Source organism: Rhodococcus opacus B4 (assembly GCF_000010805.1).
Lineage (GTDB): Bacteria > Actinomycetota > Actinomycetes > Mycobacteriales > Mycobacteriaceae > Rhodococcus_F > Rhodococcus_F opacus_C.
This window is the reverse complement of record NC_012522.1, coordinates 457,398-475,910: the sequence shown is the minus strand read 5'-3', so window position 1 is coordinate 475,910 and position 18,513 is coordinate 457,398. Positions and strand designations below refer to the sequence as shown.

Genomic DNA, 18,513 nt, shown 5'->3' with positions numbered 1-18,513 from the left:
CCGGGCGCCGCTACAGCTACGAGGAAACTGCGGAACCTGCGCGACGGGCGGGCGTGCGGTCATCGGCGAACATGGCCTCGATCCTCGACTTGATCTCCGCGGTGCTCATGGAGCCGCCGTGGCGGGGCGTCCGCGACACGGTGGGAGTTGCCGGGGTGATCGAGACTGTCGCCATGCGTCCTGCTTTCGTCGGTTGCCGATATGTGTGCCTCGCGGTCACGGCTGTGATCTGGTTCACATCGTGGCCGACTATGTTGTACACCACATACCCCGTCGCGTGCCACTCGGCCCGGGGCCGTGCAATCGGGCTGTTGCGGCCGTGCCGTCCGACGCATGGACGGCAAGTCCGGCCCCGGTACAGTCGCCCGAATGGATGAGGAGACGGCCCCGAACCGTCGACAGCTCCGGTTGGTGCAATCCCCGATGCGTCCAGCGGGCGAAGAGGACGAAGAACTCCTCGCCCGGTCGGTGATCGATGCGCTCGTCGGCGGCCTGTCCTGGGAGCAGATCGGCACGCGGCTCGGCGTGACCCCTCCGACCGCGCACGGCGGTCCGGCCACCGACCGGGACTGGCAGGATGCGATCGTCGATCATGACAATGCGCGGCAGCTATCGGACAGCGTCTGGCGTCCTTTCTCCGGAGACCGCGCCGTGTCCGTTCACGGAATTCCGCGGCACCGTGAAGGTGGCGGCGACGCACAGAACTGCGATCGCGAAGCAGACGATCGTGTACCAGATGTTTCCGATGGGATCGCCGTTGCTCGTGACACCGTCGACGGCAGCGAAGTAGTCTGGTAACGCGGTCAGCCACAGCATGCCCATCACGCCGAGGTACACCACGCTGTAGGCACGGACGAAGTCGTTCGAGTAGGACGGAACGTCCGACGTCCCCCCGCGCAGCCGCGACCACTGCCGCACCAGGACCGGGATCGCGACGAGCGCGACGACGGCCAGTTCCGCCGCGTAGAAGACTCCCCGGACCGTGGTGCTCTCCATCCCGAGGACCGTGGCGGGGAGGGGGAGGATGAACGTGCCTGCCGACGCCAGGAGGCCGATTACGATTGTCCGCCAGGCCAGTTCGAGCCCGGTGAACTTCCGGCCCCGGTCGGCGTGGCGGCCCACAAAGAATTGGACGCACATCGCCAGCGACATCGGCCACAGTGCCGCGAACACCACGACGCTCGGTAGCGGGACCGCATCGAACATGGGCTGGTTGACGGGGTTGGTGGTCGACCATTCCCACCACCTCAGCTGCGGCCCGAGTTGGTCGAAGATCTCGTAGAACGCGTGGTGCACGAAGCCCACGCAGACCGCGCCGACGAGCACGCCGTACTTTCGGAATACGCCGAGCATCCGGACGAGTTCGAAGGCCAGCGTGGCCATCAGTGGGTAGATCGCGATGATGTACAGGGGCAGCCGGCCCCACAGAAAGTCGACTGTGAACACGTTGTGCGCGAACATGGTGTCCACGTGTTCCTCGATCCCGAACGCCGCCGGAAAGTACAGCGGCGGTTCGATGACGAACAGATACGCGGTGGCGCCGAACCAGAGCGCCAGGGTGGTCGGATCGCCGTTGCGGCGCCAGCGCAGGACCGCGAACACGAGGGCGAGCACCGACCCGAGCACGATCGTGAGCTCCAGAACCGGAAGGGTCCAGTTTTCCAGGGCAAGCGGACTGCGAACCTCGACGAGTCCACCGGCCTCGGCGCACGAGAAGCCGAGCGCCGTCGACAGCTGATCGAAGGTGGGTGAGCAGAGATCGGCCATCAGTTGACCACCGCCGGGGCGGGCTCGGTCCGTTGCTCACTCGACTCGGCGGTGTACCAGCGGGTGCAGTCGAAGCCTGCGTCGTATCGCGTGAACCACTCGTCGGCGAGCGCGGGCAGCTTCTCGTGCGTCGGGTTGTGCTTCGGCATCTGACTACGGACGACGCCGGCGAGGGCGGTGAGTTGTTCGCCGCGGGGGAGGTGGTCGAACGCGCGGGGCATGATCCCTTTGCTCAGGTATGGCGCGAATGCGGTGAGCAGCTTCTGCTTGGTGCGGTGCGTCGCGAACATCGACATCGCATCGACCTTCCGCTCCCTGAGTGGGACGTGCTGGTTGAACCCGGCGCACGCGATCCGGACCACCTTCATCACGTGCGTGAAGATCGACGGCGCCATCCTCATCCGGTACAGCTCCTCTCCGACAAGGGAATCGAAGATCACCAGCGCTGAACTTCGATGTTCGACCTCCTCGACGAAGTGCCAGATGAACAGGGATGCAACCCGGTCGTCGCCCGGCCGGAAGAGGGTCGCGTCGTTGTCGAGCATCAGCTTGAACACCGGCGTGAACGTCGCCTCCAGGTCGGCGGTGTAGGCGAGTCGGTAGTTCAGACTTGTCGCCTCCGTGAGGAGGTCGTACTCGCCGATCACCGCGTCGAGGGTATTCTGAAGTCCCGGATAACGCCTGATCAGGGCCTTGACGTGCTGGCGGTGCGCGGTCGAGTGGTGGCCCTCCTGACGCATGAACGCCACGGCCTCCTCCGCGACCTCGGGATCGGTCATCAGTGGTTTGGCCTGCATGATCGCCTTGACGATCATCTTCTCGAAACCGATGGCCAGGAACGAGATCGCGTTGGACATGCTCGACCAGGCGGGGTTGTCGGGGTTCCAGAGGAACGGGACGTCCTGCTCGTCGAACGCGAAATCCATCTTTCTGGGATGCAGGTCGGACATGCGCGCTTCCTTGTCTCGTGTGGCATGAGTGGGCCGAGTCAATGGGCAGGTGGAGACCCAAGGTTTCAACAACATACACAAGAGGCCACGTTTGTATGATTACTTTCGATGGATTCGGGGAGGACGACCGTGGCCCGGAAGCGGGACGCGGTAGCGGTAACCTCTGAGTCCGGGTCGGGCAGTGCGCCGCCCTCCCGTGCAGTACGTTCGGGCCGACGACGCATTGCGAGAGGCAGGCAACGGGAAATGGCAGGCAGGCGTGGGTGGGGTGGCAGCCCACCCGGAACTGACGAGGAAGCGTCCCGGCGAATCGTCATCGCCGCCGTCGACCTCATCAGCCGGAAAGGCACGGCGATCAGCATCGCCGACGTTGCGGAATCCCTCGGCGTCATTCGTCAGACGGTGTACCGGTACTTTCCCAGCACCGACTCTCTCTTACGAGCCGCAGCCATCGCCGCCGTCGACGGATTTCTCGACCGGCTGACACAGCACGTCGCCGGCATCGAGGATCCCGCAGAGGCTGTGGTCGAGGCCGTGATCTACACGCTCAACGAAGCGCCCCGCGTTCCGCAGCTCGGCATCATGCTGTCCGGCTCCCATTCACATACCGAGGGCATCACGTCCGAGGAAGCCCTCGCCTTCGGAATGACGATGATCAGGCGCTTCGACGTCGACTGGGAGCGGCACGGCTACGGGGAGCACACCTTGCGCGAGCTCGTCGAGTATCAGCTGCGGACGATGCAGTCATTCTTCATCTCGCCGGGAAACCCCCCGCGCGGCCAGGACGAACTGCGTGCGTATCTGCGCCGATGGGTGGGATCCGCGGTCGCCGTCACGGGGAGTCCGGCGTCCGCTGGGTGACGCTCGCTGCGTCGTCCCGGGCGAGTGTGCAGGCGAGCGACAATCGGGTCCGCGTTCCTGGTTCGACGAGGCGCAGACCCGAATAGACTTGCCGAGGTGACCCGCAAGGATCGTGATCGGCTTTCCGCCGACGATGCGCATATCCTGGGGCTCGAATCGGCGGTGATATCCGGCCACACGCTGAAGCTGGTGGTTCTCGCGCCGGCACCCGGCCCGCTCGACATCGAGGCCCTGCGAACCGCGGTGGCGGAGCGCCTTTCGAGCCAGCCCCGCGCGACGGAGCGAATCGACACCTCGGGTGCACAGCCGCGCTGGACCGCGGCGACCGCCTTCGACATCTGCGACCACGTCCGGCGCCGGGAAGAAGCCGGCTGCACGTCGCGGGCCGATCTGTGGCGAGCCGTCAGCACGCTGATGTCCGAGCATCTCGACCACGAGCGTCCACTGTGGACGTTCGACCTGATCGGCCCACTCGGCGACGGACGCGAGGCGATCGCGGTCCGCATCCATCACGCGATGGCCGACGGAATCGGCGCGGTGCGGTTCCTGGACGACGTGCTCTGGGATCGGCACGCCGACCCGGCACCGCGCGAGTCGCGTCCCGGTGTTCGCGCCGAATCGACAAAGCATTCGAGGATCGACGAGGTGCTGCGGATGCCGGCGGCCATGCGTCGTGAGCTCGGACACCGCGGCTCACGCTCGCCCTTCGACCGTCCGATCAGTGCCGCCCGCGAGCTCGCGTTCACCGTCGCCCCGCTCTCGGAACTGAAGGCAATAGGCGCCTCGCGCCCCACCCGCGCAACCGTCAACGACGTACTGCTGGGGATCGTCGCCGGTGGCCTGCGCAGCTGGCTCTCGACCGGCGACGCCGCGCTGCCGCGTCTTCGCGCTCAGGTTCCGGTCAGCCTTCACCACCGGAATGAGGAAGCGAGAGTCGGAAATCGCGATTCCTTCCTGAACATCGATCTGCCGCTCGCCGAGGCCGATCCGCTCATCCGACTCGACCGGATCAGCGCCGAGACCAGCAAGCGCAAGCACCTCGACGACGCAGACGAGCTCTTCGATCTCTTCCACGCCCTCGGACGCGTGAAGGGCGTCGGGGCGGCTGCACAACGGCTCGCCGGGAGCGCGCGCGAGTTCAGCCTTGCGATCTCGAACGTCCCCGGCCCGCCCCTGCCGGTGAGCGTGTCCGGACGTCGGGTGGAGCGGCTTTTCTCCTCCTCGGAGCCTGCCGTTCACCACGCGCTGCGGATCTCGGCGATTTCGTGCGCCGGGATCGTCGGTATCGGGCTCTGCACCGACCCCGAGGCACTGCCTGATGTTGCCCGGCTGGCGATGGCGATGGAAGATTCGTACACCGAATTGCGGGACGCCACATCGACGCCTTGAAGGGAGCCGGGATGGGTACACGGACACCATGGCATCCAGTTCCGCATCACCCCGGTGTCCTCCCGTCCGCGCCCCTGTGTGCCAGGCGATGCGGAGCAGGATCCGATTCGGCGTATGCGAAATATCCGCAATCCATCGACGCCGTCGCCGCCGAGTACCGGCTCACCGGCACCCGCGGCGCGGACTTCTGGGGCAACTCGGTGACCAGCACGGCCGACACGGTCACCTTCCTCGAAGCGAAGACCACCGACCCGAGCAGCCCCATTCTCGGATGGATGGCCACCGCCGCCCCCGTCGCCGTCGACGGCACCCGCCAGAACGGGGGCACCGGCGCACTGCCCTCCGTCACCGGAACCAAATGGGGATGGTCCGACGACGGCTCCAGCGTCGTTGCCTCCGCATCTTTCGGACCCGATTTTTCGGTCGCCGCCAACACCTACGGCACCGCCGAACAACACACCAGCGACGTCCTCGGCGCGTTCGGCCTCGAACCTACCCCGCCCGCCTGATTGGCGCCCCCGTCCTGACTACCGCGACGACGCAGCTCACCCGGCAGATTCGCCGCGCGTCGGCGGAACACCGGTCGTGGTTTCCGCGTCCGTGGGAGTCGGGGCCGCCGGAGGCGGGGTCGGAGCATCACCCAGCGACGCTCCGTTGGTGGGGGCCGTCGTCGAGTGCGTGTCGGTATGGCGGTGGGTTGCCTTCTTCGCCAGTTCACCGACCTTGTGCTGCACCTGTGGCGCCTTGTCCTTCACGGTGTCCGTCGCCTCGCTCACCTTCTCCTGCACGGTGGGGTTGTGCCATAGTTCGAGGGACTGATGCCTCATCTTCTCGTAGGTCTGCCTGCCGGATCGGGTGCCAAGGACGAAGCCCACGGCGGCGCCCGCTGCGAAGGTCAACACTTTCTGCATGACATCTCCTGACGGTTGTGTGGCACGCGGACACGCTGCATCAACCACTTGCCGGCAGTGATTGACGGCGCGCCGCCTCAGTGATTGCGGAGCTCGTCGATGAGTTCTTTCTTGTTCAGTTTCGAGTAACCCTTCAATCCCAGTTCTTTGGCTCGCTTCTCGAGCTCGTCGACCGTCCAGTCGTCGTAGGACTGCGACTTTCCGCCCGACTTTCCGACATTCTTGCGGCCACGCGCGGCGGCCGCGTTGGAGATGCGCGCCGCCTTCTCCTTGGAATCGCCCATTTCGCGTAGTTCCTCGTACATCTCCTGGTCTTTGAGTTGGGGCTGTGAATCCTTGGTTGCCATCGGGCGTTCCTCCCATCGATCGACCGGTGCTGCGGTGTCCGGCCGCGGCCTCGGCGAGCAAGTGCCTTCACCCACGGCGAAGCGGTTCGTTCCCTCCGCCTACCCGACGGCCGGCCGAATCAAACGAGGGCGCCGAGTGGCGGGGTGGTCGTCATGGTTTGGCGATCTGCCGTTCGGGTCTCACGACGACCTCACTTCGAACTGGGACACGCCTTCGGCAGCGATTCCGGCCAGCGCCATCCATCCGAACTCTGGTGGTTTCCTCGCGACGGACGGATCGCCGGATCGGTGGACGGTCAACCGCTGCAAGTACGACGCCCGAAGCGAGCGACCGAATCCGACGCCGGGATTGGGTACCCCGAGGATGACGGACGCCTTCGGTGAATCGCCGCCTGCCTGAACAAGAACCACCCAACGGGTCGTATCTGCGGCGAATACGACGGCGAAATCGGAATCGCGCTCGATGAGCCGGACCGGACCGAATCGTCCTCCGGCCGTGCTGCGGTGCATCGAGGGGACTGCTTCGCTCGCAAGCGTCACCGCTGGGGGGTCGTAGGTCTTCGTCGATTCTGTCGCGAACCGGCAACAACGTGTTACCCGGTTCGTCCTCCGGTGTGTTCGACGATATTCGGATGCTCATGAACCCTCCAGACCGCGCCCTGAGACCCGAGCGTCCACGGCTCGGGAGAAAATGTGTGGCGAAACGCGCATGTTCCTAGTTACCTTTTGGGAATGCCACCCCGCTACCACGTCACCTCGGTGTTGAACCGCGCATCCATTTTCCGATACGGGTTGGACTTCAGTCGGATGGGTGCTGCTCGCGGGATCGCAGGGAGCAGTGGCCCCGAGCAGAAGGGCTGCTTCCTCGCTGCCGACGAGTGGGAACGCGATTGGTTCGTGAGGATGAACAATACGGGCGGAGCGGTGGACGTATGGGAGGTCCACGGCATCAACGATGACGATCTCATCGAGTCACCCGAGGGCCACTACTTCTTCCCTGGCGTAATCGCAGCGGCCAAATTGCGGTTGGTGCAACGCGATCTACCGCCGTCCCGGAATTACTGATCGCGGCTTGGGGAATCGGTTGGATAAGGGCCGCCGGTTCGACGCCTTCGCCAAGGAGGCATTCCTCGTCCGAGCCGATTGCTGGTCGCGCCGATTTCGTAACCGTCTGGTTGCGCCTCGACGGCAGCGGCCACCCCGCGGCAGGCGCGGCCCTACACCCGCTGTCAGCCGCACAGCCACATCCTGGTTATCACGGGCAGCGGTGTGGCGACGGCCCCGCTGCTTACCGGATTGCCAGGTGACGACTCGCCCCCCGCCGGTGACACGCAATGTCGCCCATTTCGGGCCACCGTCCGCCGGCTCTTATGGGTTAACCGTCGCATATTCTGCTGAGCGAATCAGGGTGATCGCGGGGGCATGAACCGGACCGTCGCGGGTACTCCGTGTGAACGCTGCGCGCGCAGCATGCGATGGCGGCGCGCCAGCCAGGTCTTCCGGCCTGAATTCCCCCTTGTTCAGGTCGGAGGGCCGCCTCGAAAAATCCTGAGCACCAGTAATGTTCAGACTGTTGTCCGGTAATGGGGGTGCGGCCACTCAGATGGTAGGTGACCTCCAGTTACCGAATTGATGTCGGGAAGATGCCGATCCGGCTGCTTGTGTTGCGTGTTCGTGGGAGTTTGGGACCATGCGTCCCTCCGACCGCATTCCGGCTTCAGTGTTCGACGACGTGCGCGAATACGCACGGACGCCGGCCGTCGCTTGGCTCCGACGAGCGGCTGTCGCGCTGCTCGCCCTGATCGTTGCGTTCGGCGCGGTCGGTCTCCTCGGTGTCCGGAGCGGCACCGCCTACGCTGAGGGAGGCGGATATGCGCTGACTCTCACGTACCCGAGGGTGGCGCGCGCGGGACTGGACGTGCCGTGGGACCTGACGGTCCGGAAACCGGGCGGCTTCTCGGAGCCGGTGGTGATCGTCGTCGATTCCGACTACTTCGACATGTTCGAGACCCAGGGCTGGACACCGGAGCCGTCCGCAGAGACCAGCGATGCCTTGCGTACCTACATGACCGTCGATCCACCGCCCGGGGACACCCTCACCCTGGGTTTCGACGCCTACATTCAGCCGTCGAGTCAGCTCGGCCATTCGGGATCGGTGTCGGTGTCCGAGAAGGGAGTCGATGTGGCCACCCTGGAGTTCACCACCTGGCTGGTGCCCTGATGGAGATCGTGGTCCGGGCGGCGGTCCTGTTCCTGTTCCTGTGGGTGATCACTCGCGTCGTCGGACGGTCGACCGTCGGTGAACTGAGTACGTTTCAACTGGTTCTGTATGTCGTCATGGGTGACCTCGTGCAGCAGGGTGTGACTCAGCAGGACTACTCGGTCACCTCCGCGGTCCTCGCGGTCGGAGTTTTCGCCCTGCTCACCCTGGCACTCGCCTGGGCCAATGCCCGGTTTCCGCGCGTGCGCGGAGTGACGCACGGTGTGCCGGTCATCATCGTGCGTGACGGCATCCCCGACCTGGACCGTCTCCGCACCGAACGAATGTCGCTCGACGACTTGATGGCCGACGCACGGCAGAAGGGTATCCGTCGATTCGACGAGATCGAGCTTGCTGTGCTCGAAACCAACGGTCGCGTGTCGTTCTTCACCCGCACCGGCCACACGGACGCTGGGGCGCCGGAACAGCCGGGCATCGCGTGAGATGACGCGGGCAGTGCTCGCTCGGTTCGGTGCAGCCCACGCCGATGATGACGGAACTTGTGTCTGGGGTCAGAGGACCGAGTAACCGGCGGGCAGGGGAGAGCGGCCGGTCAACGCCAGCAGCGCTGCGGGTGCTGTTCCCTGCACTGCGGCCAAGCCACCGATGACGGCGAACGTCTCGGCTACTGCCTCGCGGGGGACATCGGCGTCGACGCCGAGGGCGGCTGCCAAGTCGCAAGTGTGTACGGTCAGCTCGAGGGTTCGGGTCGGGAGGTAGCCCTGCAAGGTCATCGTCCCGAAGGGTGTGCGCACCAGGGCAGTGGACGGACTGGCCCGGACCCGCTCGGGCACCCGGGCAACCAGTGCGCTCAGGGCACCCATCGGGTCCTCGCCGAGCGCGGCGCCGGCTTCGCGTCCCCGCTGCGCCACCGCTGCGGTGTCGGACAGGGCGTCGGCGATGGCCAGGTAGTACGCGACGGCGTCGGTCAGCTCTACAGCGCCGGGGTCCTCGCCGGCGGCGTCGAGGTATGTCTCGACCGTCGACAGCGACCGGCTGGTGTGCCCGACCAGGTCGCGCACGGACCACTCACCGAGGCCGGGTGCGTCATAGTGGCCTGTCGCGGCGGCACTCACTTCGAGGAACCGTCTGGCGGCGCTGTCGAAGGCGCGAGCAACTGGACCGTCCATCGGCTCAGTATCGCAGCCGCCCGTGTTCAGCTCCCGCGCTACGCGCCATCCCAGTCATCGATCGAGGATCCCTTGTGGAACCTGTGCATCCCGTCGGCGACTGTCGGGATGTCGCGCTGATTGTTCGGTGAACGCGATTACGCTCGGGTACTTCACGTCGTGGGCCCGGAGAGGCGGCAGATGGCCAATCAAACAAGGTGGTCGTGGCCGGCGGTGGGGGTCGCGCTGATCGCAGTTGCCGCGGTTACGTGGCTGGCGGCCGTCGTCATCGCTGACGTTCGGCGCGCGCCTGATGCGGAATGCCTCGCGGTCGACTCCACCGTGACGGATCTGATCGCAAGTAGGCCGGTTGCCGACCCGATCGAGCCGGTTGACGCGGTCGCCGTCCGCGATCCCTGGACCCGGAGTAGTGGATCCGTGCCATTCGACAACTATTACGCGATCGCCATGGAGTTCAGAAGCAGCGACGGCTCGATCTCCCACGGAGTGTGGGGACTCGGCACTGATGCGGCTCCGGCGGAGGGCCGAGCGCTGACCGCGCACGCAGACAATGCTCTCGGGGCACCGTTCGTCAGTGTGGATCAACTGGCGCGGCAGAGCACCCTCTGGCCGGACACGGCGATGTTCTTTCCGGAGGACGCCAACGCGGTTCGAGAAGCCCGTCGATGTCTGACATTTCAATGATGACGATGCCCCGCCGCGGCAGGTTTCGGTGCGTCGGTGGTGCGATCCATGATCGTCGGTCCTCGTTCACTGTGAGCGGATGACGGCAGCGGTGGTGTGCCGCAGGGCCTGTATGACTTCGCGCGCGGCTCGCTCGCCGGATTCGATGGCCCCTTCGATGTAGCCGGCGTGCTCGCTCGCGGTCTCGGTGCCGGCCCAGTGGATGTCGCCGATCGGATCGGACGGAAACGGAAACGCCCCTTCCGGGTTGCCTGCGGTCGGTAGTGCCGAATATCCCCCGATCGCGTGTTCGTCGAGATGCCAGGACTTCTCGTGCCAGCTCGCCGGGCGGAGGATCTCCGGTGATCCGATGGCGGCGGCGACGGGCCCCAGGATCGCCCGCCGACGGCCGGCTTCGTCGAGTCCGTCGAGTTCGCGCGCTTCTCGCCCGCCGACCAGCACACACAGATGCCCGGGCCCGCCGGGCGGGGAGGTGTCGAAGACCGCGAAACCGGGGTGGTCGAGGAACATGAATTCGGCATCCGTCGTGGAGCGCCAGAACGGCTGCCGATAGACCGCGACCGCCTTGTACACCGAACCCATGTAGGTGTTCTGCTCGAGACGGTGCCGACCGGCCGGATGTGGGGGATCGAAGGCGATCGCGGCCGCCGCCGGGGGTGGCACCGACACGATCGCCTTGGACGCCCGGACGAGAGCCGTTGGGGAGCGAAGGACGACACCGTGGCCGTCTCGGCTGATGGAGGTGACTCGACTGCCGGTCAGCACCCGCGGTCCGAGTTCGGCGGCAATCCTGTCGGTCAGCGTTCCCGCCCCCTCGACGATCAGACTCTCCTGAGCGCCGCCGTTCGTCGACAACATCGTGGACAGCCCGCCCTGGTAGCCGATCATCTTGGCGAATGCGTCCATCGAGAAGCGCTCGAGATCTGCCGTGGTCGAGACCTCGACGAGTACCTCCAGCAGGCGGCGAGCTCCGGCTGACGGCAGGCTGTTCAGCCATTCCTGCACCGTCGTCGAGTTCCATCGCTTCGGCGCTCCTCGCTTCGCCCGGATCTGCCAGACCACCAGAGCGGCACTGGCCAGCAGCGTCGACGGACTCACGGCCGAGAGAGTGCGACCGTGGCGGACGACGGTCGGTCGCTTCGGGGTGTGCATGGGAAACACGGTGGTCCCGAGCTCAGCGGCCAGGGCAGAGAATCGATGGTGTCCGTGACCGATCCACTGCCCACCCAGATCGAACCGCGAGCCCAGGGCGGAGGTGTCGGCCATCATCCGGCCACCCGTGCGGTCCGCGGATTCGAGCACCAGCACGTCGAGTCCCTGACGCTGCAGCGCTCTCGCCGCGATCAGCCCCGACATGCCGGCGCCGACCACCGCGACGGTGGTCTTGCGAGAGGGTGCCTGCTCGTCGTTCGAGCTTCCGGTGGGGTGTTGCGTCATTGATCTCACTCCGATGGTTGATCGACGGTGAACGAGGCGACTGCCCGCGTCAGCTATAAGTCGGACATCCGTACGAGTAACCGTAGAAGGGGATCCCTCCGAACGCAATAGGGTTTGCGCGACGGTCGGCTCGGACACCGGCGTTCGAGACTCGGCGTCAGGCCGTCTCCGCCTTCGGCGCTTTCGTGCGCGTGACCGGCTGCGGGTCGGCGTAGAGCACCAGCATGTTGAGGGCGTGATCGAGATCGCGTCGAGCGCGGTCCGGATCGGGTTTGGCGATGTACTGCAGGATCAGCCCGTCGACCTGGGCCAGCGCGATCCGGCCGAGGCTGTCGAAGCCGACCGCGCAGCGCTCGCCCGCCGCCTGCGCGGCCTGCTCGCAAAAGTCCGTCACCAGCGCGCTGTAGCGCTCGTACTGCAACTGCGCGAGGTCGCCGTCGGAATCGCTGCGCAGCGAATAGGTCATCAACTCGTACTGCATGATCTGCAGTCCGACCCGGCTCGTGACCAGTTTCTTCCAGAAGTTGCCCACGCCGTGTCGCAGCGCGTGTTCGACGCCCTTGTCGGCCTCGAGTTCGGCGCGCAGCGTCTCGGCGATCTCGTTGATGACCGTCGCGATGACGGCTCGCAGGAGTCGCTCCTTGCTGGGGAAAACGTAGTGCAGCGTGCCCAGCGGAATGCCGGCTCGCCCGGCGACGGCGCGAAGGGTGGTACCCGGCACCCCCGTCTCACTGAACTCCCTGATCGCCGCCGCGACGATCTGCTCCTCGCGCTCGGATGCCTTGACGTAGGCCACCGCTCTTCCTCCTCCGATGGTCCCTGTGGATTCGACCTCACTCTTGCATACCCGGATCCTGTGATCTACCTTACGGTCGGACAACCGACCGACTTTGATGGAGGAACCGAGATGATGGATTGCGATGTGGTCGTGATCGGCGCCGGGCTCGCCGGGCTCACGGCAGCCAGGGCGCTGACCGCGGCGGGTCGCCGCGTGCGGGTGCTGGAGGCCCGCGACCGGGTGGCCGGGCGCAACCTCGGCGGACGCCTTGCCAACGGTGTTGCGGTGGAGATGGGTGGGCAGTGGATCGGCCGAACGCAGACCGAGGTGCTGGCGTTGGCCGGCGAGCTCGGTCTCGAGACCTTCCCGACCTATGACGAGGGTGCCGCGGTGACCCTCTACAAGGGAAAAGTCACTCGATACTCCGACGAGACGTTCGGCCTGTCGGAGGAGGCCGCTGTCGAAGTCGGCCGACTCCAGCACGAACTCGAGGAACTGGCCGAAACCGTGTCGTTGTCGGCGCCGTGGACATCGCCCGATGCCATCGAGCTGGACCGCAAGACTCTCGACGAATGGCTGCGTGCCAACACCGACGATCCCGAGGTGCGGGCATTCTGGGACGCGGTCGTGCCCGCACTGTTCTCCGCCGCACCGGCCGAGATGTCGCTGCTGCACTTCCTCTTCTACATCAAGTCCGGAGGCATGATCGATGCCCTCGTCGCCACCACCGGCGGTGCCCAAGAGTTACGCGTCGTCGGAGGCACGCACCAGATTTCGGAACGACTCGCCGCCGAACTCGGCGACGTCGTCCGGCTGAACAGCCCGGTGCACACGATCACCCACGACGACAGCGAGGTCCGAGTCGATTTCGACGGCGGAACCGTCACCGCTGCACACGCCATCGTGGCGATCCCCCCGACCTTGGCCGGTCGCCTCCGCTACCGGCCCGCGCTTCCGGGTTCCCGCGACGGCCTCACCCAGCAGATCCCGATGGGATCGGTGATCAAGATTCAGATCGCTTACCCGAGGCCGTTCTGGCGAGAATCGGGATTCAACGGATTCGCGTTCAATCTGGACGACGAACTGAGCGTCACCCTGGACAACTCGCCCACCGACGGCTCGTGTGGTGTCCTCGTCGGCTTCTTCGAAGGCCCCCACGCCCGTAGCGCGGCACGCCGGACCCCGGCCGAGCGCCGAGCCGCTGTCGTGGCGACGCTGGTCAAACTCTTCGGGCCCGACGCCGGCGAACCGATCGACTACCTCGAACAGGACTGGATGGCCGAGGAGTACACCCGTGGTTGCTACGGCGGCCGACTCGGGGCCGGCGTGTGGACGCAGTACGGTGCCGCACTCGCCGAACCGATCGGACGACTGCATTGGGCCGGCGCGGAAACCTCCGACATCTGGAACGGCTACATGGACGGAGCCGTCCGGTCCGGCCGCCGAGCCGCTGCCGAGGTTCTCGCACAACTGAACTCGTAGCGGAACCACACACGCTGCGGGCGCGCAGCGTCGGACTTCAGATCCTGGGAGCGCGTGGAGCGTCGGGGTTCTTGCGATGGTTGGCATTGAAGCGCGCCTTCTTCTGACGATTCCCGCAGGTGTTCATGTCGCACCATTTGCGAGTGCGACTTTGGCTGGTGTCGAAGAAGGCGGCTCGGCACGTGGGCGAAGCGCACAGGGCGAATTTTCCGTCGCGTTCGCCTGCGATGATGCTGATGGCGTCGGCTGCGATTACGCCCAGGGCGTCTTCCACACAGGAAGGCGAGCTGAGTCGCCATCGCCGATTGCCCTCCGGCGTCAGGATGGCGGCGGCCCGACCCCGAATGCTGCAGTCATTGATGACTCGGACGGCAGACGCAGGGAGATCGTCTTGGCTCGCGACCGCTGTCGAGGCCGCATGAATTGATTCCCTCAGTTCCCGCGCGAGTTCGAGTTGGGTGGTGGTGCAGAAGTCCACAACGAGTCCGTTCGCTGCCAGCCAGTCGACGAGTCGGTGCGGCGTGGGAATGCGCTCCACAGCGTTGCCATGACGCTCCGACAGGGTTCCGGTGAAGCTGGTCGCGAGCACGTTACCGAGGCGAAAGTCGGGGAAACCGGCGCGCATGGAACCACCTTAGCTGGTTGCACGCCGGCGTGACGGCATGTTAGAACCGTCTTAGCCGGTTCCAATCGAGTCGTAGCCGGTGCCACGACGACCGGGAGGTCTCATGCCCCGTCCAGCCAGCGACGTGCAAGCATTTGAAGCCCACGCAACTGACGCCGAACTCGATGATCTGCGCGCGCGGTTAGCCGCGGTGCGGCTACCGGAAACCGAAACGGTGTTTCGCGACGCGCCCGACCCTCGACGATGGGAACAGGGCGTTCCGCTTGCCGACCTCGTCGAAGTCGTGAACTACTGGCGCACCGGATACAACTGGCGGTCGTTCGAAGCGCGCCTCGACCGGATCGGCCAGTTCCGCACGACAATTGATGGACTGGGCATTCACTTCCTGCACCGTCGATCCGCGCGCGCCGATGCCACTCCGCTGATCGTGACGCACGGCTGGCCGGGCAGCATCGCTGAGTTCGTCGATGTAGTAGACGAGCTGGCGGATCCGACAGATGCAGACGCGCCGGCGTTCCACGTCGTGGTCCCGTCATTGCCGGGCTTCGGTTACAGCGACAAGCCGGCCACCACCGGGTGGGGAATCGAAAAGATCGCGACCGCATGGGTCGAACTGATGGGAAGGCTCGGCTACAGCAGGTTCGCAGCGCACGGCGGCGACTGGGGAGGTGTGATCACCACGGTCCTCGGCGGCAGGTTCCCGGCGCACGTTCTCGGTATCCACACGACGACCGCGCAGGCGCCGCCCGGGTTGACAACTGACGGGCTGACGGCGGCCGAGCGCAAATGGACCGAGGATACCCGCGATTTCTGGCGCCACCACGCGGCGTACGCGAAGCAGCAGGCGACCCGGCCGCAGACCATCGGCTACTCGCTCGTCGACTCACCAGTCGGGCTTCTCGCCTGGATCCTCGACAAGTTCGCCGAATGGACAGATACCGAAGACAGCCCGTTCGAGACAATTTCCAGAGACAGAATTCTCGACGACGTCACCCTCTACTGGCTGACGCGAACCGGCGCGTCGTCAGCCCGCATCTACTACGAAAGCCACAACTCGCTCGACCCCGAACTTCGGGTCGACGTCCCGTCGGCAATCAGTGTGTATCCCCGCGACATCGAGAAGTGTCCGCGCGTCTGGGCGCAGGAGCGATACCGACAGATCGTCCGATGGAGGTCACCCGAAACCGGGGGACATTTCCCGTCGCTCGAGGTTCCCGAGTATTTCGTCAGGGATCTGCAAGAGGGACTCGCGGCAGTGCTCGCCGCTGATCGGTAAGCGCGGCCGAGTGCTGAGACTCGGGCTGATGAACGATCGAAAGCCGAGTCCGTACTCGTCACTCTCACCACGACGCATGGACGGCACGCATACCGACATTTTTCCCTTCAACAGCAGCGGGGGAGCGGGCGGCGGGAGTACGGGCTGAGGTCCGGTATCGCTATTGTTCGGTGGCGTTGCGGGCGAACGGTTCTCGGTCAGCAGGGCATAACCGGTCGCGGTCGCCGACCGGGGTCAGGCGGAGCGGCGTGTCAGAACGAGGGGATCACCGTCGGTGATCGCGATCGTGTGTTCGCTGTGAGCGGTCCGCGAGCCGTCGGCCGATCGGATGGTCCACCCGTCGGGGTCGTAGACGATTTTGTCGGTGCCACGGGCGAACCAGGGCTCTAGTGCGAGGGTCAGGCCCGGTCGCAGCACCAGGCCCCGTCCGGCTCGCCCCTGGTTGGAGACGTGCGGGTCCTCGTGCATGGTTCGACCGAGACCGTGCCCGCCGAATTCGGTATTGACGGGGAAACCGTAGTCGGTGGCGACCGCGCCGATCGCGGCGGAGATGTCGCCGAGGCGCCGGCCCGGGCGTGCGGCATCGATACCGGCGTCGAGCGCGCGTTCGGTGGCCTCGATCAACCGCTGGTCGCCGGCGTGGGGTGTGCCGACGATCAGGCTGCGCGCCGAGTCGGCCACCCACCCGTCGATCGATACCGCGATGTCCATGCTCAGCAGGTCCCCGTCGCGCAGGGTGTAGTCGTGTGGGAGGCCGTGAAGCACAGCATCGTTGACGGACAGGCAGATGACGTTGTGGAACGGACCGCGGCCGAACGACGGCGCGTAGTCCCAATAGCAGGACACCGCCCCGCGGTCCTTGATCAGGTGTCGGGCGCGGTGTTCGAGGTCGAGCAGATTCACTCCTACTGCAGCACGCGATTGCAGGTCGTCGAGTAGTTCCGCGATGAACGCGCCGGTGGTGCGCATTGCCTCGATCTCCCGTGGCGTCTTCAGTTCCAACACTCGTTCATCCTCCACATATTCGCCGACGACCGGTATAGAAATACCAGAGTAGTGGAAAGCTCGGTATTTTCATACCGAGCTTGGAGTATCCTGACGGGATGGTGCGATCCCCTCTGACCCCGCAGCAGCGCGCTGCCGGCAAGCGTCTCGGCGCCTACCTCCGGCAAGCACGCGGCGACCGCAAGCCCGCCGAAGTGGCGCATGCCGCGTCGATCTCACCCGAGACCCTGCGCAAGATCGAGACGGGACGCCTGGCAACCCCGGCCTTCACGACAGTCGCTGCACTCGCGGCTGTGCTGGCGGTCCCGCTGGAGGACCTCGCCCAGATCTGCCTTCCCGAACTGAACCTCCAGCAGACCGGGTAGTAGGCCGAGACGCCGCAGTTCGCCGGTGGTCGCAGTCGTCATGGTTGTCCCGCGCGTGCCGACCCTGCGGCAGCCGTCACCGCGCCGGCGACGAGGGTGAGCGCGGCGAGGGCACCGAATCCGACGGTGAGTGTCGCGACCGCGGCTATGCCTCCGACGAGTAGAGGTCCGCCCGCGTCACCGAGTTCGCGTCCGAGTTCGGCGGCGCCCATGGTCTGTCCCATCCGCTCGTCGGGCGTCGAGCCGGCCAGCGACGCGAAGGCCAGCGGGGTGATCAGCCCCGTGCCGGTGCCGATCGCCAGTGCGGCGAGCAGGACACCGAGCAGACCGGGCAGCATCGCGCATCCGAGTCCGGTGGCGGTGATCAGCAGGCCCAGCGCGGTTCCCGGGCCGGCCGAGATGCGGCCTGCGTCCAGTGCACGCCCGGCTCGAGGCTGCACGAGGGCGGCGCAGGCGGCGAGGACGGACACCGCGGCGCCGGTCGCCACCGAGCCGAGCCCCGCGGCGGCACCCGCCACGGGCAGAAATCCCACTCCCACCGACAGTGCCGAGGTTGCGAACGCGAGTGCGAGGGTTGGCCGGAGAAACGTCCGATCCGACAGTCGGCGCGCCAGGTCCAGAACCGTCTGCCGGTTGCGCGGGAGGGGCGGCAGGGCGGGCACCACGCGCGCCGCCCATGCCGCGACGGTGACGGCGAGGGCGGTCATCACCGCGAACAGCAATGTGAGGTCGCCGAGCCACACCAGCGCGCCTCCGAGCAGCGGACCGATCGTGTAGCCGAGGCCCTTGTAGAAGCCGTATGTTCCGAACGCGCTGCCGTGTGCGGCTTTCGGGGTCATCCGTGCGACCAGCGCACTCGCTGCGGGGGAGAAGGCAGACGCCGCGACGCCCTGCCCGAGCCGCGCCAACCACAGCCAGCTCGAGTCGCCGACCACGACGAAGAAGACGGAGGCTGCTGCGAATCCGATCAGCCCACCGAGAAGGACCGGTCGGGCACCGATACGGTCGGCGAGTGTCCCGAACACTGGTTTGAGTAACACCTCGGCGCCGTCGTACAGCGCCAGCAGCAGACCGAGATACAGGAGGGAACCGGCCGGATCCTCGAGGTCGAAGGCGAGGTTCGCCGCGACGGCGTGTGCCCCGAAGGCGGTGGTGAAACCGGCCGCATACAGCGGCCGCATCCGCCGGTGCGCGGCTGCTGCTCTTCCTGACCGGCCTTCCGTCATGACCGTTCATTATCGGCGGC

The 18,513-nt window shown here is 66.2% G+C and carries 20 protein-coding genes and 1 pseudogene; 9 read left to right on the top strand and 12 right to left on the bottom strand.

From position 1 onward, the window contains the following. Nucleotides 1-16: 16 nt before the first annotated feature. From ROP_RS43465 to ROP_RS02205, 3 genes are all read right to left on the bottom strand, one after another. Complete coding sequence (locus tag ROP_RS43465) at nt 17-175, bottom strand: hypothetical protein (protein WP_167315950.1); 159 nt, start codon at nt 173-175, stop codon at nt 17-19. A gap of 434 nt (nt 176-609) precedes the next feature. Continuing rightward, a complete protein-coding gene (locus ROP_RS02210) occupies nt 610-1,767 on the bottom strand; it encodes a hypothetical protein (protein WP_012687722.1) in 1,158 nt (385 codons plus the stop codon). Beyond that, nucleotides 1,767-2,717, bottom strand: a complete 951-nt coding sequence (locus ROP_RS02205; RefSeq protein WP_012687721.1) for a metal-dependent hydrolase — start codon at nt 2,715-2,717, stop codon at nt 1,767-1,769. Before ROP_RS02205 ends, ROP_RS02210 begins: the two co-directional genes overlap by 1 nt. Before the next feature lie 246 nt (nt 2,718-2,963). On the opposite strand from ROP_RS02205, the gene ROP_RS02200 reads away from it, so the two are divergent. The 3 genes and pseudogenes from ROP_RS02200 to ROP_RS02190 form a co-directional block, all read left to right on the top strand. Next, on the top strand, nt 2,964-3,578 hold the full coding sequence (locus tag ROP_RS02200; RefSeq protein ID WP_012687720.1) for a TetR/AcrR family transcriptional regulator: 615 nt from the start codon (nt 2,964-2,966) through the stop codon (nt 3,576-3,578). A gap of 96 nt (nt 3,579-3,674) precedes the next feature. Beyond that, complete coding sequence (locus ROP_RS02195; RefSeq protein ID WP_012687719.1) at nt 3,675-4,967, top strand: wax ester/triacylglycerol synthase domain-containing protein; 1,293 nt, start codon at nt 3,675-3,677, stop codon at nt 4,965-4,967. 107 nt (nt 4,968-5,074) lie between these two features. Then, a pseudogene (locus tag ROP_RS02190) lies at nt 5,075-5,476 on the top strand (hypothetical protein); the annotation flags it as partial. A gap of 36 nt (nt 5,477-5,512) precedes the next feature. Here ROP_RS02190 and ROP_RS02185 read toward each other — a convergent pair. The 3 genes from ROP_RS02185 to ROP_RS42465 all read right to left on the bottom strand — a co-directional run bounded on the left by ROP_RS02185 (nt 5,513) and on the right by ROP_RS42465 (nt 6,735). After that, complete coding sequence (locus ROP_RS02185; RefSeq protein WP_012687717.1) at nt 5,513-5,878, bottom strand: YtxH domain-containing protein; 366 nt, start codon at nt 5,876-5,878, stop codon at nt 5,513-5,515. Between the two features lie 77 nt (nt 5,879-5,955). Continuing rightward, complete coding sequence (locus ROP_RS02180; RefSeq protein ID WP_012687716.1) at nt 5,956-6,225, bottom strand: DUF7218 family protein; 270 nt, start codon at nt 6,223-6,225, stop codon at nt 5,956-5,958. A 180-nt stretch (nt 6,226-6,405) separates the two neighbouring features. Next, complete coding sequence (locus ROP_RS42465) at nt 6,406-6,735, bottom strand: hypothetical protein (RefSeq protein ID WP_012687715.1); 330 nt, start codon at nt 6,733-6,735, stop codon at nt 6,406-6,408. A 1,180-nt stretch (nt 6,736-7,915) separates the two neighbouring features. On the opposite strand from ROP_RS42465, the gene ROP_RS02165 reads away from it, so the two are divergent. Together ROP_RS02165 and ROP_RS02160 are read left to right on the top strand one after the other, a co-directional pair. Next, entirely contained in the window at nt 7,916-8,446 is a 531-nt protein-coding gene (locus ROP_RS02165) for a hypothetical protein (protein WP_012687713.1), read from the top strand. After that, entirely contained in the window at nt 8,446-8,928 is a 483-nt protein-coding gene (locus ROP_RS02160; RefSeq protein ID WP_012687712.1) for a DUF421 domain-containing protein, read from the top strand. The genes ROP_RS02165 and ROP_RS02160 overlap by 1 nt, the downstream gene beginning before the upstream one ends. Before the next feature lie 69 nt (nt 8,929-8,997). Here the strand turns inward: ROP_RS02160 and ROP_RS02155 are convergent, their stop codons facing one another. Next, the gene (locus tag ROP_RS02155; RefSeq protein WP_012687711.1) at nt 8,998-9,615 is read right to left on the bottom strand and encodes a maleylpyruvate isomerase N-terminal domain-containing protein; all 618 of its coding nucleotides are present in this window, start codon (nt 9,613-9,615) and stop codon (nt 8,998-9,000) included. A 180-nt stretch (nt 9,616-9,795) separates the two neighbouring features. Here ROP_RS02155 and ROP_RS02150 point away from each other — a divergent pair, with 180 nt between their 5' ends. After that, the gene (locus ROP_RS02150) at nt 9,796-10,299 is read left to right on the top strand and encodes a hypothetical protein (RefSeq protein WP_012687710.1); all 504 of its coding nucleotides are present in this window, start codon (nt 9,796-9,798) and stop codon (nt 10,297-10,299) included. Between the two features lie 66 nt (nt 10,300-10,365). Here the strand turns inward: ROP_RS02150 and ROP_RS02145 are convergent, their stop codons facing one another. Continuing rightward, nucleotides 10,366-11,736 carry a flavin monoamine oxidase family protein gene (locus ROP_RS02145; RefSeq protein ID WP_012687709.1) on the bottom strand — a complete coding sequence of 457 codons (1,371 nt, stop codon included), beginning with the start codon at nt 11,734-11,736 and terminating at the stop codon, nt 10,366-10,368. A 157-nt stretch (nt 11,737-11,893) separates the two neighbouring features. Further along, nucleotides 11,894-12,532 carry a TetR/AcrR family transcriptional regulator gene (locus ROP_RS02140; RefSeq protein ID WP_012687708.1) on the bottom strand — a complete coding sequence of 213 codons (639 nt, stop codon included), beginning with the start codon at nt 12,530-12,532 and terminating at the stop codon, nt 11,894-11,896. A gap of 111 nt (nt 12,533-12,643) precedes the next feature. Here ROP_RS02140 and ROP_RS02135 point away from each other — a divergent pair, with 111 nt between their 5' ends. After that, the gene (locus ROP_RS02135; RefSeq protein ID WP_012687707.1) at nt 12,644-13,996 is read left to right on the top strand and encodes a flavin monoamine oxidase family protein; all 1,353 of its coding nucleotides are present in this window, start codon (nt 12,644-12,646) and stop codon (nt 13,994-13,996) included. Between the two features lie 37 nt (nt 13,997-14,033). Here ROP_RS02135 and ROP_RS02130 read toward each other — a convergent pair whose 3' ends face one another. Beyond that, nucleotides 14,034-14,621, bottom strand: coding sequence for a CGNR zinc finger domain-containing protein (locus tag ROP_RS02130; protein ID WP_012687706.1), 588 nt, complete (start codon nt 14,619-14,621; stop codon nt 14,034-14,036). A 103-nt stretch (nt 14,622-14,724) separates the two neighbouring features. Here ROP_RS02130 and ROP_RS02125 point away from each other — a divergent pair, with 103 nt between their 5' ends. Then, on the top strand, nt 14,725-15,897 hold the full coding sequence (locus ROP_RS02125) for an epoxide hydrolase family protein (RefSeq protein ID WP_012687705.1): 1,173 nt from the start codon (nt 14,725-14,727) through the stop codon (nt 15,895-15,897). Nucleotides 15,898-16,131: 234 nt separating this feature from the next. Here the strand turns inward: ROP_RS02125 and map are convergent, their stop codons facing one another. Continuing rightward, on the bottom strand, nt 16,132-16,902 hold the full coding sequence (gene map / locus ROP_RS02120) for a type I methionyl aminopeptidase (protein WP_043824077.1): 771 nt from the start codon (nt 16,900-16,902) through the stop codon (nt 16,132-16,134). 98 nt (nt 16,903-17,000) lie between these two features. Between map and ROP_RS02115 the strand changes: the two genes are divergently transcribed. Then, on the top strand, nt 17,001-17,267 hold the full coding sequence (locus ROP_RS02115) for a helix-turn-helix domain-containing protein (RefSeq protein ID WP_012687703.1): 267 nt from the start codon (nt 17,001-17,003) through the stop codon (nt 17,265-17,267). A 38-nt stretch (nt 17,268-17,305) separates the two neighbouring features. Here ROP_RS02115 and ROP_RS02110 read toward each other — a convergent pair whose 3' ends face one another. After that, nucleotides 17,306-18,493: an MFS transporter gene (locus ROP_RS02110; RefSeq protein WP_012687702.1), complete on the bottom strand. Its 1,188-nt coding sequence runs from the start codon at nt 18,491-18,493 to the stop codon at nt 17,306-17,308. Nucleotides 18,494-18,513: the final 20 nt, after the last annotated feature.

Coding starts and splice junctions, on each gene's coding strand:
- ROP_RS43465 (WP_167315950.1), bottom strand. CDS start 175: ATGGCGACAGTCTCGATCACCCCGGCAACTCCCACCGTGTCGCGGACG.
- ROP_RS02210 (WP_012687722.1), bottom strand. CDS start 1,767: ATGGCCGATCTCTGCTCACCCACCTTCGATCAGCTGTCGACGGCGCTC.
- ROP_RS02205 (WP_012687721.1), bottom strand. CDS start 2,717: ATGTCCGACCTGCATCCCAGAAAGATGGATTTCGCGTTCGACGAGCAG.
- ROP_RS02200 (WP_012687720.1), top strand. CDS start 2,964: ATGGCAGGCAGGCGTGGGTGGGGTGGCAGCCCACCCGGAACTGACGAG.
- ROP_RS02185 (WP_012687717.1), bottom strand. CDS start 5,878: ATGCAGAAAGTGTTGACCTTCGCAGCGGGCGCCGCCGTGGGCTTCGTC.
- ROP_RS02180 (WP_012687716.1), bottom strand. CDS start 6,225: ATGGCAACCAAGGATTCACAGCCCCAACTCAAAGACCAGGAGATGTAC.
- ROP_RS42465 (WP_012687715.1), bottom strand. CDS start 6,735: ATGCACCGCAGCACGGCCGGAGGACGATTCGGTCCGGTCCGGCTCATC.
- ROP_RS02165 (WP_012687713.1), top strand. CDS start 7,916: ATGCGTCCCTCCGACCGCATTCCGGCTTCAGTGTTCGACGACGTGCGC.
- ROP_RS02160 (WP_012687712.1), top strand. CDS start 8,446: ATGGAGATCGTGGTCCGGGCGGCGGTCCTGTTCCTGTTCCTGTGGGTG.
- ROP_RS02155 (WP_012687711.1), bottom strand. CDS start 9,615: ATGGACGGTCCAGTTGCTCGCGCCTTCGACAGCGCCGCCAGACGGTTC.
- ROP_RS02150 (WP_012687710.1), top strand. CDS start 9,796: ATGGCCAATCAAACAAGGTGGTCGTGGCCGGCGGTGGGGGTCGCGCTG.
- ROP_RS02145 (WP_012687709.1), bottom strand. CDS start 11,736: ATGACGCAACACCCCACCGGAAGCTCGAACGACGAGCAGGCACCCTCT.
- ROP_RS02135 (WP_012687707.1), top strand. CDS start 12,644: ATGATGGATTGCGATGTGGTCGTGATCGGCGCCGGGCTCGCCGGGCTC.
- ROP_RS02130 (WP_012687706.1), bottom strand. CDS start 14,621: ATGCGCGCCGGTTTCCCCGACTTTCGCCTCGGTAACGTGCTCGCGACC.
- ROP_RS02125 (WP_012687705.1), top strand. CDS start 14,725: ATGCCCCGTCCAGCCAGCGACGTGCAAGCATTTGAAGCCCACGCAACT.
- ROP_RS02115 (WP_012687703.1), top strand. CDS start 17,001: ATGGTGCGATCCCCTCTGACCCCGCAGCAGCGCGCTGCCGGCAAGCGT.
- ROP_RS02110 (WP_012687702.1), bottom strand. CDS start 18,493: ATGACGGAAGGCCGGTCAGGAAGAGCAGCAGCCGCGCACCGGCGGATG.